The organism is Anabaena sp. CCY 0017, assembly GCF_963920885.1.
Classification (GTDB): Bacteria; Cyanobacteriota; Cyanobacteriia; order Cyanobacteriales; family Nostocaceae; genus Nodularia.
This window is the reverse complement of record NZ_CAWUDG010000027.1, coordinates 12,207-26,987: the sequence shown is the minus strand read 5'-3', so window position 1 is coordinate 26,987 and position 14,781 is coordinate 12,207. Positions and strand designations below refer to the sequence as shown.

Annotated in this window: 11 protein-coding genes; 3 read left to right on the top strand and 8 right to left on the bottom strand. The window is 42.2% G+C overall.

What is annotated here, in order from left to right; genetic code table 11:
* Positions 1 to 225: 225 nt before the first annotated feature.
* Positions 226 to 1,170 (bottom strand): alpha/beta fold hydrolase, encoded by a 945-nt coding sequence (locus ACM0OW_RS21970; protein ID WP_414552350.1) that lies wholly within the window; start codon positions 1,168 to 1,170, stop codon positions 226 to 228.
* Between the two features lie 78 nt (positions 1,171 to 1,248).
* Here ACM0OW_RS21970 and ACM0OW_RS21965 point away from each other — a divergent pair, with 78 nt between their 5' ends.
* Positions 1,249 to 2,127, top strand: a complete 879-nt coding sequence (locus ACM0OW_RS21965; protein WP_414552348.1) for a shikimate dehydrogenase — start codon at positions 1,249 to 1,251, stop codon at positions 2,125 to 2,127.
* A 169-nt stretch (positions 2,128 to 2,296) separates the two neighbouring features.
* Here ACM0OW_RS21965 and ACM0OW_RS21960 read toward each other — a convergent pair whose 3' ends face one another.
* From ACM0OW_RS21960 to ACM0OW_RS21950, 3 genes are all read right to left on the bottom strand, one after another.
* On the bottom strand, positions 2,297 to 3,898 hold the full coding sequence (locus tag ACM0OW_RS21960; RefSeq protein WP_414552346.1) for an ATP-binding protein: 1,602 nt from the start codon (positions 3,896 to 3,898) through the stop codon (positions 2,297 to 2,299).
* Positions 3,895 to 8,070, bottom strand: a complete 4,176-nt coding sequence (locus ACM0OW_RS21955; protein WP_414552344.1) for a PAS domain-containing protein — start codon at positions 8,068 to 8,070, stop codon at positions 3,895 to 3,897. The genes ACM0OW_RS21960 and ACM0OW_RS21955 overlap by 4 nt, the downstream gene beginning before the upstream one ends.
* 147 nt (positions 8,071 to 8,217) lie before the next feature.
* A complete protein-coding gene (locus tag ACM0OW_RS21950; protein ID WP_414552342.1) occupies positions 8,218 to 8,829 on the bottom strand; it encodes a hypothetical protein in 612 nt (203 codons plus the stop codon).
* A gap of 284 nt (positions 8,830 to 9,113) precedes the next feature.
* Between ACM0OW_RS21950 and ACM0OW_RS21945 the strand changes: the two genes are divergently transcribed.
* Positions 9,114 to 9,572: a biotin carboxylase gene (locus tag ACM0OW_RS21945; protein ID WP_414552393.1), complete on the top strand. Its 459-nt coding sequence runs from the start codon at positions 9,114 to 9,116 to the stop codon at positions 9,570 to 9,572.
* A 357-nt stretch (positions 9,573 to 9,929) separates the two neighbouring features.
* On the opposite strand, the gene ACM0OW_RS21940 is transcribed toward ACM0OW_RS21945, so the two are convergent.
* The 3 genes from ACM0OW_RS21940 to upp all read right to left on the bottom strand — a co-directional run bounded on the left by ACM0OW_RS21940 (position 9,930) and on the right by upp (position 11,415).
* The gene (locus tag ACM0OW_RS21940) at positions 9,930 to 10,208 is read right to left on the bottom strand and encodes a YggT family protein (RefSeq protein WP_414552340.1); all 279 of its coding nucleotides are present in this window, start codon (positions 10,206 to 10,208) and stop codon (positions 9,930 to 9,932) included.
* A gap of 127 nt (positions 10,209 to 10,335) precedes the next feature.
* Complete coding sequence (locus ACM0OW_RS21935; protein ID WP_414552338.1) at positions 10,336 to 10,686, bottom strand: hypothetical protein; 351 nt, start codon at positions 10,684 to 10,686, stop codon at positions 10,336 to 10,338.
* A gap of 78 nt (positions 10,687 to 10,764) precedes the next feature.
* Positions 10,765 to 11,415, bottom strand: a complete 651-nt coding sequence (gene upp, locus ACM0OW_RS21930; protein ID WP_414552337.1) for a uracil phosphoribosyltransferase — start codon at positions 11,413 to 11,415, stop codon at positions 10,765 to 10,767.
* A gap of 550 nt (positions 11,416 to 11,965) precedes the next feature.
* Here upp and crtH point away from each other — a divergent pair.
* Positions 11,966 to 13,498, top strand: coding sequence for a carotenoid isomerase (gene crtH / locus ACM0OW_RS21925; protein ID WP_414552335.1), 1,533 nt, complete (start codon positions 11,966 to 11,968; stop codon positions 13,496 to 13,498).
* A 136-nt stretch (positions 13,499 to 13,634) separates the two neighbouring features.
* Here crtH and ACM0OW_RS21920 read toward each other — a convergent pair whose 3' ends face one another.
* Complete coding sequence (locus ACM0OW_RS21920; RefSeq protein ID WP_414552334.1) at positions 13,635 to 14,768, bottom strand: DUF1176 domain-containing protein; 1,134 nt, start codon at positions 14,766 to 14,768, stop codon at positions 13,635 to 13,637.
* Positions 14,769 to 14,781 lie beyond the last annotated feature (13 nt).

The window sequence follows — 14,781 nt, the reverse complement described above, 5'->3', positions numbered from 1 at the left end:
CCTCCCCGCAAGCGAGGAGGGGAACTAGATTTACGCTTAAATCTTATTTTTAGGACTGGAAACTCTCTTTGGTTCAGGATGTGTGTACACCGTAGCCTGCAAGGAGAGAGGCTTTAAATTTTCCCCCTTCCCTAACAGGGAAGGGGGTTAGGGGGTTAGGTTTCGCGTGAGCTTTTCCACATAACGTGAAAAGTCAGGCCCCTACCCACTCAACACTTTCTTCACTCAGCACTTTGCCATAATTGATAAGACCCAATCGCGGAAAAGTGGGTTCACCTGTTCTGGGACTTCATCATGAGGACAATGACCTGCACGCAGAAAATATTCTGTGAGTTCAGGATAATATTGACGAAACTTTTGGGAACGGTCTCTAGCATTCATCCAAGGATCAGCTTCTCCCCATAGTAATAATATAGAACAAGTTAATTGTTTTAATAACACATCAACTTTTTCTCCTTGGGGAGTGCTAAAAACTGAAACAAATACATCCAAAGCCCCAGGGTCATCAGCCGGACGGGCAATTTCTGTGATTAATTGGTCTGTAATGGCACTTTTATCCAGATAAACTTTTTCTAGGGTTTGGCGTATTACCCAACGTTGTTTGACGTATTGAAATAACAGAAATTGGCTGAAAGGTTGTTGAAAAATCCACTTCACAGAATCACCCAGAAGTTTTTGTAAAGCGGAGGGTTGTTTAGGGGGCTGAATTTGTGCTTGTAATGCTTCAGGTTCAGAAGTTGATTGGTTTTGGCTAAAGGGGCCAGCACTATTGAGTAAGACTAAACCAGCCGCAGCATCGGGACATTGTGCAGCTACACACAAACAAGCATAGCCACCGAGAGAGTTACCTGCTAAGACGGTTTTTTGACCAATAACTTCACTGATAAAATCAGAAAGTTGGTCACGCCACAAATCACCACCATATTGCAATTTTGGTTTTGCTGAACGGCCAAATCCTAACAGGTCGATGGCAAATACTTCAAAATCTTGGCATAGTCCTGTGATATTCTTACGCCAATGGTCTGTGGATGCGCCAAAACCATGCACTAACAGCAGGGGTGGACGTTGGGGTTGTTTTTCTCCCGCCTTGACATAGTAGATATTATGACCCCGCCACTGCCAATATTGACCAGGAATTGGAGTGGTGGAGGAAGCTGTGGTTACTTGCATGATATAAAGAAATATTAAGTGGCTTTTAATAATTGTAATTGTATCTGTTGTACTCCAATGACTAATGACTATTAACTCATGACTAAACCATTGATTACAGGTAAAACTCAACTTTTGGGCGTAATTGGGCATCCAGTGGAACATTCTTTATCGCCAGTGATGCATAATGCCGCAATTGCTCAATTAGGATTAGATTATATTTATCTACCTTTGCCGATTAAACCAGAAAATTTGGAGGTAGCGATCGCAGGTTTGGCCGCGATAAATGTTGTGGGTTTTAGTGTGACAATTCCTCACAAACAGGCAATTATGCCGTTATTATCCGAAATTACTCCCGTTGCTCAAGCTATAGGCGCAGTCAATACCGTTAGCCGCCAAAATAATCAATGGGTAGGCACAAACACAGATATAGAAGGATTTATTGCTCCTTTGCAGACAACATATCAGCAAGACTGGAGTCAAAAGGTAGCGGTAATTTTAGGACATGGTGGCGCAGCTAGGGCAGTTGTAGCAGGTTGTCAGCAGCTAGGATTTGCCCAAATTCATGTTGTGGGACGCAATATGCAAAAGTTAGCAGCATTTGGTAATAGTTGGGGAAATTCACCCCTCGCTGAGAATTTACAAGTTCATATATGGGATGATTTAGCACAACTGATTCCCCAGGCCAATTTGCTGGTAAATACTACCCCAGTGGGGATGTATCCCCACGTCAACGAGTCGCCTGTGAGTATAGCAGATATGCAGAAATTATCCCCAGGTGCGATCGCTTATGATTTAATCTATATTCCTCACCCGACACAATTTCTACAACAAGCCCAAAAACAAGGTGCAATTACCATTGATGGCTTAGAAATGCTCGTTCAACAAGGAGTAGCCGCTTTAAAAATTTGGTTACAACGGGAAACTGTACCTGTAGATGTCATGCGCCAAGCATTGCGACAGCATCTTTGCTTATAGGTCAACAACCATCTATATATTCCAATACAGTTCAGTTAAGCCTAAAAGTCAACGTCTACGTAGGTTGGGTTAAGCGCAGCGCAACCCAACAAAGTCATGGAAATGTTGGGTTTCACTTCGTTCTACCCAACCTACAATTTTCTTAACTGAGCCGTATTGCTATATATTCTCATTCAAGTGGATGTTGCGTAGATATTAACGGTAATTTGACGATAAAGCTGGTTAAACCGTGAGTGCTGGTGACAGTAATTGTACCTTTGAGATACTGGACTAACTTTTGCACCAATGCTAAACCCAATCCAGTGCCGCCATGTTGCCAGCGATCGCTTTGAGGAATACGGTAAAATGCATCAAAGATCCGAGATTGTTCTTGGATGGGAATTTTGACCCCAGAATTGGTAACTGTGATTTCAAACAAGGGAATCTCAGCATCTGTGTTGTTCACGAGTTGGGCATTGACTGTAATATCTTCTTCAACAGGAGTATATTTGCAAGCATTGTTAATTAACTCTGAGACAATTCTGGTTAAGAGCGACATATCTAAAAGGACAGGCGGCAAATCTGCGGCCACGGTAACTTGTAAAGTTTGTTGTTTTTCTTGAGTGTGTTGTTGAAAAGCTTCAGCCAGGTGAGGTAGCCAGTCTTGGAGTTTAATAGTAGTTAATTCCAAGGGATAAAAATCTGCATCAATTATCCGCATATATAGCAAATCATCAACTAAATCTAGCTCTTGTTCACACTGCTCACGGAGGATATTTAAATAACGGTTTACCGACCAAGATGCCGAAGTTGGTACTGTTTGTAAAACTCCTTGTTTATCTAAAATATGTTCTAACATACAGATAGCCATTTTGATGTTTGATAATGGCGTTCGCATTTCATGAGATGTAGTTGCCAAAAAATCCTCTTTCAACTGATTTAATCTTTGCAGTTCTATTAATCGAATTTCTAGTTGTTTGGCTCGTTCATCAGCAAGATTGCGTTGGGCGGTTAGCCTGCGTTGAGTGTCATCTCGAAATACTAAAACCGCACCTGTAATTACACCATTTTTATCTCTTAAAGGTGTAGCGCTATCAGCTATAGGAATAGTTCTGCCATCTCTAGAAATCAGTACGGCAAGACTATCTACATAGATAGTGGTTTCTTGTTGGAGGGCAGCAATGATGGGATTTTCTATAGGTAGTTGAGTTTCTTCGTCAACTAGTTGCACAACTTCGGTCAATAACTGGGCTTTAGCTTGATCCCAAGTCCATCCTGTTAGGGCTTCAGCGACTTGATTAATATATGTAATGTGCATTTGAGGATCAACTACAATCACCCCATCTCCCATACCCCGGAGAACAGAACTCAAAAACTGCTCGCGTTCATAGCGGTTGATTGCTGTTTGAATGGCAACATAAAGTTCTTGTTCTTTGATGGGTTTGAGAATATAGCCAAATGGAGATGTTAAAGTTGCCCGTTCTACGGTGCTTCTATCAGAATGCCCGGTAACATAAATCACGGGAATTTGTAGCGTGTTCCAGATTTGCTCTGCTGCGTGGATACCATCCTGTTCTCCACGCAAGCGGATATCCATCAGAATTAAGTTTGGGCGCAGTTCATTGGCTTTAGTAATTGCGGCGGCTGCGGAATCTACAATATCTACAACAGTGTATTTCAGAGACTCTAAACTTTCTTGTAAATTGATGGCAAGAATATATTCATCTTCCACAATCAGAATTTTTACTGCTGTTACTGTCTGGTTATCAGATGGGATGCTGATCATGTTCATATCTGGTTAGTTATAAAAGAAATTTTAAATTCTGTTCCTTGCTCAGAGTTAATCTCTAGAGTTCCCCTGATCTGTTTAACTAATCCCTGAACTAGCGTCAGTCCTAATGTTGTCAACTTTTGGGTATCAAAGTCTTGAGGTAATCCTACACCATTATCTCGCAAAATCAGTGTTAAATTTTGTCTATATTCCTGATAAAACTTGACATTAATTTCTCCTGAACGATGATCAGGAAAGGCATATTTTAAAGCATTAGAAACTAGTTCGTTAATAATTAAACCACAAGGAATTGCGGTTTCGATATCCAAGCTAGCATGAGTAACTTGAATATTCAGGTGAATGCGGTTAGAACTGACATTATAGGAATCGAATAAATGAGTAATTAAATCGGGAATATATTGAGCAAAATCAATATCGCCAAGTTGTTCAGAACCGTAAAGTTTTTCATGCACCAGGGCGATAGAAGCGATGCGGTTTTGGCTATCTCTTAAAATTGTCTGTGCTTGAGAATCTTCTGTGCGTCTGCACTGCATTTGCAGCAAACCACTGACAATTCCTAAATTATTTTTAACGCGATGGTGGACTTCTTGAAGTAATACTTCTTTTTCTCTCAAAGATGCTCGGATTTTTTCATCGGCTTGCTTTTTCTCGGTGATGTCTTGGTGAACAGCCACAAAAACTTGGTCATACTCAGGATGCTTAAAAATCGACGCGGTTCCATGACACCAAAATGGAGTACCATCTTTCTTGACATTGTGGACTTCATAAGTGGATTCAGTATATTTGAAAATCTTGCCTACAATCTCTTGATAAACTGCTTCAGATGTAGTGTGTTGATCTTCATAGTTAACAATGCGAATATTCTCACCGATTAATTCACCAGACTCATAACCATACATCTGCTCAAATTTAGGGTTGGTATAGACAATAGTGCCATCGCTGGGTTTTATTAAACAAATGCCTTCAGCCATGTTCCGGGTTATGACTGCTTGCAGTTCTAACATTTGTTCAGCAAGTTTGCGATCGCTGATATCTATGACAATACCTAGCATTCGGATGGCATTACCTGCTTGGTTATAAATTCCACGCGCTCTGGCACTTAACCAGTGAATTGTGCTATCAGGATGAATTACCCGATATTCCTCGTCATAGTTGGTATGTTCTGCCAAAGCATGAAATACAGCCTGTTCAACTCGTTCCACATCTTCTGGATGAATAGCTTCTCTCCATAGATGATAAGCAGGCACTGTTGTTTTTGGCTCTAATCCTAATAAGTGATAATGGTTTTTGTTCCAAATCACTTCACCAATGAGAATATTCCAATCCCAAGTACCGATGTAGGTAAATTCTAAGGTGAGTCGGAGTTGTTCTTCACTTTTAGCTAAGGCTGCTTCTGCTAATTGGCGATCGCGCTGTGCAATCTCTTGTGCGGTAATGTCTTGCAGGGTTCCATAAAGACGAACTACCTGCCCTTTTAGGTTACATCCGGCTTCTCCAATACCCTGAAAATACCAATATGAGCCATCCGGTTGAGGCACACGGAGAATTAATTTATAAGATTCACCAGTAGCGAGGGCTTGCTCTACAGCTTGGTGAAGTTTAGCAGCATCTTCTGGGTGATAAAGTTGCAAATTTTCGAGATAAGTTGGTTCTGCTTGTGCTGGATCTCGCCCAAAAAGGCGAAAAAGCTGCTTTGACCATTTAATCTGACCTGTAGCTACATCATAATTCCAATTACCAAGACGAGCGATTTTTTGTGATTCTTCTAGCCGAATTTCATGATTTTTCAAGTCTGTGACATCAACCACCAATCCATCCCAAGCTACCCTACCATCATGTAAATGACGTGGACTGGAACGAAAATGCAACCATTTCATCTGACCACTGGGCGTGTGTATTCGCAGTTGGATATCAAAAGTAGAAAGATGACTGTAAGACTGAGCAATGGCTGCTTGTAGGTGCTGAAAGTCCTGTTCTATAAACTGGCTATATAGCAAACTGGGGTTTTGGAGTACATCTTCGGCTGTGACTTCCATGAGTCTTTCTACCCCAGCACTCAAATAAGAGAAGCGATCGCTTCCATCCAGTTCGCGAATTATTTGATACACTACGCCATTGTGCAGGTTATCCCCAATTCCCCGCAACATCGCTTCTCGTTCTTGTAATGCTAGTTCTGCTTGTTTACGTTCACTAATATCTGTAACTCTGACTAAATGTAGAATCTGACTAGCAACGTTGATTTTTTTAACTGCTAAGTTTCCCCAAAAGAAATTACCCTGCTTGGTAAAGTATTCAATTTCTCGACTCCAAAATCCTTTGGTGTTAATTTGTTCAACGATGGCTGCTACAACTTCAGAGGTAAATGGTTCTTTTTGCAGGCTTTGTCCATCAATCCCAATTAGCTCATCCTTGCTTGTGGCTTCAAATAGTTCTACGGCTCGATCATTGCAGTCTATGGTAAAGTATTTTTCTGTATCCACGAGAAACAAAGCATCAGTAGATTTGTTAAAGACAGCTTCTCTGAGGTCTCTGCTGTGTATGAGTTCTAATTCAGCTTGTTTGCGCTTGGTAATGTCCCCCAGTGAACCAACTAATCGCACGGGATTGCCTTGCTCATCCCAAACTGCTTTGGCTCGTGATTGAAACCACCGATAACTGCCATCCTCACACCGGAGCCGATACTCGACTTGATAATCTGGGACTTGTCGGCATAAATAAGCCTGTTGAACTGTGATTACGCGTTCATAGTCATCAGGATGAATGCGACTGTTCCATTCATCGCTACTATTTCCCACTTCATAACGTTGATATCCCAACATTTCATACCAACGATCAGAACGGAAGGAGATATTTGTGCGGATGTCCCTATCCCAAATAGCCTCATTTGTACCTGTAATCGCTAATTGCCAACGTTCTTCACTGTACCGGAGGGCATTTTCAGCTTTTTGGCGATCGCGTAGTGCGGCTTGCTGTTCGGTAATATCTCGCCCTTCGGCAATCAATCGCACGACCTTACCTGTATCGTCTTTGATAGGTTTGAGGGAAAAGTCAATGGTGGCGATGTTCTCTCCCATCCCCAAGACATCGACCTGATAACGGACAAATTCACCCGCCGCAGCTTGAGCGATCGCAATTTTTAACTGTTCCTGAGTATCTGAAGAAATTGTCCACCATCGAGCTTCCCAAAATGGTCGATTAACCACATCCGAGTGTTGTAATCCCGCAAAATTGAGCGCAGTCTGATTGGCCTCCAGAATTACACCTTCGGGTGTCAGTAGCCCCACAAATTGAAAGGTGAGATCAAAAATGACACGATAGCGTTCTTCACTGTGTCGCAGTGCTTCTTCTGTACGCTTGCGTTCGCGTAGCGCAGCTTGCTGTTCGCTCACATCCTGCACTACACCATGCCAAACTAAATCTCCATTATTCCGCAGCTCTGGCATAGAATTGCCTTGCAACCATTTAAGTTTTCCCGATGGGGTGATGATGCGCCATTCATGGGTAAATGGTTCTAAGTTCTGGGAACTTTGCCTAACTGCAATTTCATAGCCGGGAATATCATCGGGATGCATTTGTTCCGCACAGAGCATGGCATTTTCTAGCAATTGCTCAGGTGTAACTTCATGAATTTTCTCAATGCCGGAACTGACATACTCGAAGTAAACACAGCCATCTGGAGACTGGACAAGAGTGTAAATACTTCCCGGTAAGTTAGCTGCTAAGTGTTGAAATCTGGCTTCACTTTCTCGGAGTGCTTCTTCTATCTGTTTGCGTTCGCTGATGTCGAAATTAGTCCCCGTGACAATCCAGTATTGTCCATCTTCAACATAGCGGGAGTTATAGGTAGCTGATATCCATCGCAGAGAACCATCTTTATGATGAAATCGATATTCTACGCTGGCGGTGCGCCCAGCAAAAATATCTTCATACAGAGGCATAATCACCGTTTCTCGATCTTCGGGATGCACTCCCAACATCCACAAAGTGGGATTAGCGATAATTTCCTGAGCAGTATAGCCAAAAAGGGCTTCAGATCCGGGCGACTGGTAATCACACACCCAATCACAGTTGGCAAAGACGCGAAAACTCACAATAGCAGTAGCGATCGCGCTATTGAGAATTTCCTGAAAATTAATTTGTGATTCTGGAATCCCTGCGTCCCATTCTGACATTTGCTGCTATTACGGAGTTATTTGTAGTTATACCTCCTTAATTGTCGATCATTAGTGACATCACTCCAACCTGTTTGTCTAAAACTTTGCAGTCAGTCCTTCTCCCCTGCACCTGCACCCTGCCCCCCGGCCTCTTCCCCCCTGCCCTTATTTTTGCGGCCAGCGCCAATTAAAACGATTCCATGCGTAGATACCTTGAATTTGGTACTCAGCACCGTTGTAGAGGCGAACAACACAATTAGGCGGTGAATTATCGCCATCATCAATCTCATCAATTTGAAGTACAATACAGGGAAACCATTCCCGCTTACAAGGGCCATTGTCTTGTACCCATTCCCATAGTCCATTGCAAATTTCAATGCGATCGCCTACTCTCAGCTTGAGTGCATCCTCAACGTCAGAATACTTATCAAAATGAAATGACTCTACACGATTCAGCCACGGTAAACCGTAGCGTTGACGAATAAATTGGACATTTCCCGAATCGTTTTCATGTAGCCAATCATTAAGTAATTGCACCTTCCACGTGCGGTTTTGTTGTTCCTTAATTTTGACAAACTGTAAAAACGCTGCTAATTCCTCTGTGGAAAGTTCATCTAAGGGGTTGGCAATATCTGATATCTTCGAGTTAGAGCCTCCCGGAATTTGCTCGATCACTCGCAGTAATATTTGCTTCTGCATATCAGTGAGAGGACAACTAGCTGCGTTACAACTATTAAAGGCTGCTTGCAAGGCTGTTTCAATCTCATCTGGAGTCATAAGTTGATCGCAACTGAGGGGTTTCTTCTTCTAATTATTACAATAGTTTTATGAAAGTCTCCAACCTCTTAGTCATTAAATTGAAGTAAGGTGAGGTTAAAAACAGTGCTAAAGGAACCAGTACCAATTAGTGTTTCTCCGTTGTGACAAATAGTGTTACTAAACTTTGAGATACTGACAGTTGTTTCCTCTGTACAGAGTTGAGTTAAGTTCTGTAATCACCGTGTTTAGATATGGAAAATAATCACAAAATAGCATTTTTATTAAATTCGCCAACTTTAGTTATGCAAAAATATTCCAGCATCATCACTCAGTATGCCAAAGTAATTACTGTCGTCTTTGTTTCCTGCTTGCTCACAGTTATGTCGTGGGTGTATACTCCAGAAGTAATAGCACTGACACAGATAAAACTATTTGATCTTTCCTATCAAGATTGTCCGCCAGAACTGGCAGAAGGATCTGTAATTAGCAGTGGTAGTGCCGCCGCTAATTGTTTTATGGTGAAAGGTAAGGCCGAAAATGCCACATACAAAACAGTCTATGACGCAGATATCTTTGGACGCATCTATGATGCCAACAATAACCCAGTCATGCAAAACCGGACTCGTCTGGGTTCTATTCCCGAAATTCCCCCTGGCGTGAGTGATTTTGACTTAAGAATTAGTGTAGCTGCAAACCAACCGGAACCTTTGCAGCTAAAACAGTTTAAAGCCTCTGGCTTTAGCGGTAAAGTCCGTAGATAATTCGTAATGCCTCTTTTCCTGCGGAACGCTACGCGAACAGAGGAGCTACGCTAACGTAATTCGTAATTCGTAATTGAGTCTCCGGCACACTAAGCGTAAAGCCTACTGGACTCAATACGGTTCAATTAAGAAAATTGTAGGTTGGGTAGAACGAAGTGAAACCCAACATTTCCATGACTTTGTTGGGTTGCGCTGCGCTTAACCCAACCTACGTAGACGTTGACTTTTAGGCTTAACTGAACTGTATTGCTACTGGATTGACAAGCCTAAAATAGTGCGTAAGCAAAATATTGTGGGGTGGGCTTCTAGCCCGCCCCTACCCACTCAGCACTTCCTACTCAGCACTCAGCACTTTTCCTAAAAACCTTGGGCAAAGGAAAGGGCGGTTAGGGTTCTCAGTAAGCCACCGACTAAGTTAAGTGCTACAAAAGCTAAAATGGGGGAGAAATCCATGCCACCCAATGGGGGGATAATTGAACGGAAAAGATTGAGGTAAGGATCGGTTATCTGCCCCAAAGCCGCAAATGGCTGATTATACCAGTTGATTGTGGGGAACCAAGTTAGTAAAACTCGGAAAATCAGCAAATAGCTGTAGAACTGAACAAAAGTGGCTAAAGTGGTAAACAGTAAAATCATGGATAAGTTAGTTTCCTGCTAAGTGTCAAAAATGGTCTTATTATTGATTTTAATTGAGTCCATGTCATGAAGTGTGCGGTTTGCCGCATTAACCACTATTAGCACCCTAGCTCAATATAAACCACTCTCAAGAGTCATGGGTAATAGATCGGTCATTAACTGACTGGGTGGAACTGCCGTTGACGTTTCCCAGTTGCTGTCTCACTTCATCAATTGTGGCATTAAGTTGGGCAATTTTATCTTCGAGCGATCGCCTGGCCGTTTCAATTTCCATCGCTTCATTTTCTGAGGCGTACATCTGCCGGCGTTTGGGAGATACTTTTTTCATCCCCGTTTGACCATTGGTCAGTTCGGCTTCTTCTGCTGTTAATTCCTCATTCTGTCGCGAAACAATCACAGCCCCGACAATACCACCGACAATACTACCAAAAATTGTCCCGGCTAAAAAGCCACTAGCAAAACCATCACGTTGAGTCATACATTACCGCCTTGAAGAAATCTTGCAACTTATAATATATATAGTTCGGCTATTTTCCTTCCCTAGCTGCATACTAGCTTAAGTCCCAAAGATGCGATCGCCTGCATCTCCTAAGCCTGGTACAATATATCCTTGATCATTGACTATTTCATCAATAGTGGCTGTGTAAACATTTAAACCAGGATATGCAGCATTCAGTTTTTGTAAAGCTGGCGGTGCAGCTACTACAGAAACGATTCGAGTCAAAGCCGGGTCAACGCCCCGTTGTGTTAATTCAGACATAGCAAACATAATTGACCCGCCCGTTGCTAACATCGGATCGGTGATTAAAACTCTGGTTTGAGGGTCAAATTTTTCTGGCAGTTTATTCAAATAGCAGCTAGGTTCTAAAGTTTCTTCGTTACGAACTAAGCCCAAATGGTAAATTGAAGCCAACGGCAGCAAAGATTGTGCTCCTTCTAGGAGTCCTAAACCTGCCCGGAGAATCGGTACAACCGCCACAGGTACTTCTGGATTAATCAAAGTAGCTGGACAAGAATCTAAGGGACTCTGCACCATTGTTTCTAGAGTCGGCAACCACTCTCTAGCAGCTTCATAAGTCAGCCATCGTCCCAACTCAGTTATGGCACTACGAAATAATACTGAAGGTGTAGCAGCATCACGGGCAACTGCCAGCCAGTGCTTGATTAAAGGATGGGGTGGAACATAAACACGCAATTGTGGTGTCATAGCCGGAATTAGGCAACTTTATTCGATCAGAACTGAAATTTCATAATACTCTTTCTGTGCGTCCTGCTGACAGCTAAAATCTACAATGCCAAAATTATTGAAAATTTTTAGCGTTACTAGTTGACATATATTCTCAATCAACGCTATATTAATATTTAGTGTTCTCCTCTCTTTAAGGATCGGCAGACGGGATTAGTCAGCAGTAGCGGGCTTGTCCCTCTTTTTATTTAAGAGTGCTGAGTGCTGAGTGCTGTAAAGCCCTGCGGGCATGGGCTACGCTTAGAGCGGTAGCGGGGCTGAGGTATGAGTAGGTAGGGAAGGGGGAAAATTCAAAGCCTCTACCCTTGTAGGGGAGAGGTTTGGAGAGAGGTTTTCCAGATCCCGTGAAAAGTCAGCCTGGACACCGAGTGTTGAGTTAAGAGTGTTAAATATAAACCTGGATAGCACAAACATTTCTAGAAATCTTAAAGAATAAATCACGTATATTTTTTGGCATCAAAGTTATATAAAATACTAACTGATTGGTTAATTTTATTTAGCATCTACTTCTATGTCTCCATCCCTGAATTCTTCATTTGATGTAATTGTTATTGGCTCTGGAATTGGCGGTTTGGTGACAGCAACACAGTTAGCAGCAAAAGGCGCTCAGGTGCTAGTGCTGGAAAGTTATTTAATTCCTGGCGGTAGTTCTGGCTATTTTGAACGCCAGGGTTATCGATTTGACGTGGGAGCGTCAATGATTTTTGGATTTGGGGAAAAAGGGACAACCAACTTACTCACCCGCGCCTTGGAAGCTGTGAACGTCAACCAAGAAACAATTGCTGATTCTGTACAGATTCACTATCACTTGCCCAAGCACTTAGACTTAAAAGTTGAGCGAGTTTATGAGAAATTTTTGCAAAATCTTATTGCTCATTTTCCCCATGAAGAAACAGGGATTCGTCGCTTTTATGACGAGTGCTGGCAGGTGTTTAATTGCCTCAACAGTATGGAGTTGTTGTCACTAGAAGAACCCCGGTATTTATTGCGGACATTTTTGCAGCATCCTTTAGCCTGTCTTGGTTTAGTTAAATATCTCCCCCAAAATGTCGGGGATGTAGCAAGACGCTATATCAAAGACCCGGAATTATTGAAATTTATCGATATAGAATGTTATTGCTGGTCAGTGGTCAGCGCTGACATGACACCCATGATTAATGCTGGAATGGTCTTTTCTGATAGGCACTATGGCGGAGTTAACTATCCCAAAGGTGGAGTAGGACAAATTGCCCAAAAATTGGTAGAAGGCTTGGAAAAAGCTGGAGGTAAGATTGAGTACCAAGCCAGAGTTACAAAAATCATCATAGAACAGGGTAAAGCTGTCGGTGTGCAGTTAGCTAATGGTAAAGTTTATCGTGGTCAAAGGATCGTTTCTAATGCCACACGTTGGGATACGTTTGAAAAATTACTACCTGTAGAGAAAATACCAGCTAATGAAATTAAATGGCAACAAAATTATGAAAAGTCACCCAGTTTTCTGAGTTTGCATATCGGAGTAGAAGCAGCAGTATTGCCTCATGGGACAGAGTGCCATCATATAATTTTGGAAGATTGGCAGCAAATGACATCACCAGGAGGTACGCTTTTCGTTTCCATTCCCACATTGCTTGACCCAGATTTAGCACCAGAGGGATATCATATCATTCATGCTTTTACACCGAACTGGATTGATGATTGGCAAGGACTGTCTGCAAGTGAGTATGAGGCGAAGAAAGAAGCAGCAGCTTGGCAAATTATCGACCGACTAGAAAAGATTTTTCCTGGTTTAGATGCTGGCTTAGATTATTTGGAAGTAGGGACACCCCGCACCCATCAACGCTTTTTAGGGCGTGAAGACGGGACTTATGGACCAATTCCTCGGCGCAAGTTAAGGGGATTATTAAGTATGCCATTTAATCGCACAGCTATTCCTGGACTTTATTGTGTTGGGGACAGTACTTTTCCTGGTCAGGGATTAAACGCAGTAGCATTTTCTGGTTTTGCTTGCGCCCATCGCATAGCTGTGGATTTAGGCTTGAAAAAGTCTAAACGTAGGTTGGGTTAAGTGCCACGCAACCCAACGCTACCAATGATGTTGGGTTTCCTTACGTCAACCCAACCTACAATTTTTTGCATCATTTTCAGCTTGCCACGCCACGACGATACTTATTTTTTTCAGAAATCAAATATGATTCCTATATCTATCTTCTAATGGTAATTGAACCAATAGCTGCATGATCATGGTACTTTTGGGTTTCGTTGAATTCTTGGGTATCAGGATAGATTCCAGCAAATGGTGTAAGTGTCCACTGATTCGATCTGATTAATACTCCTGTATCTGCACCCAGTCCCTGTGCAAATTTAATATACTCTCTTGATTCATTATTCACGTTATAGGCTAAAGTCGCTTGTCCGTAGGCTGCAATTGCTTCTTTGAGTGGAGTTCCTGCACCTACCCCCGCAGCTGTTCTGTAGTTGGGGTTCTCAACCGTGATCATGGTAATTTGAGAGTTATTGGTAATGGGCGTTTCTTGGTCTGCGAAACCTAATAGGTACTGCACGTTTCCATCCTGACTGACTTTAATTCCTTCCCCTAAATCAACCCCCAGAGGAGTTGGTTCAAACGTTGCACCCTCACCTATATTTTGCTTCAGTTGTCCTAACGTCATACCAAGTTTAGCAGTTCCGACACTCTTATTAGTGATTAGCTGATTCTCTGAAGGCGATCGCGCACCTAATTCTTCACAACCATTAGGGACTTGATCTATAATCTGAGAACTAATTAATCTGAGTCCATTACCATCCCAATAGTGTTGCGTTTCCTGGATGCAAGTGCCTGCGCCGATGAATTTATAAGCGTTGGACAGTATCTTTGTTTTGGGGTCAAAATCAGGAAATCCCGCAATTTCTAATTCTAAAGGTGTAATTTTCATTTCCGGTTGGGTAGTATCCACTTCCAGGAAATTGAATGCACCTTGATAAGCAGCCATATAACAAAGCAGCTGTACTAGGTGTTGACCATTGTCGTTAGTATAGACTTGTGAATATTCCAGTGCTGCCTCTGCATCAAAATTGAAAGTGCAAACTTGCAAATTTTTCTGGCGGCTAATAATTTCATTCAGAAGGGCTTTTGATTTGGGGTTACTCTTGTCAGAAACCAGAGAAGGGTTATTTGGTGTTAATGGTAGCTGAGATTCTTGTGCAGAAGTTTCACTATTAGTCGTGTCGGTTTTTTGCAAAGACTGAGATGATTTCGACTCGGTGACGGATGCACAGGACATCAGGCTGGAGGCAATAATGGCAGTTAATGGAATGATTAATCTAGCTATATACATGGGATAAATTCTT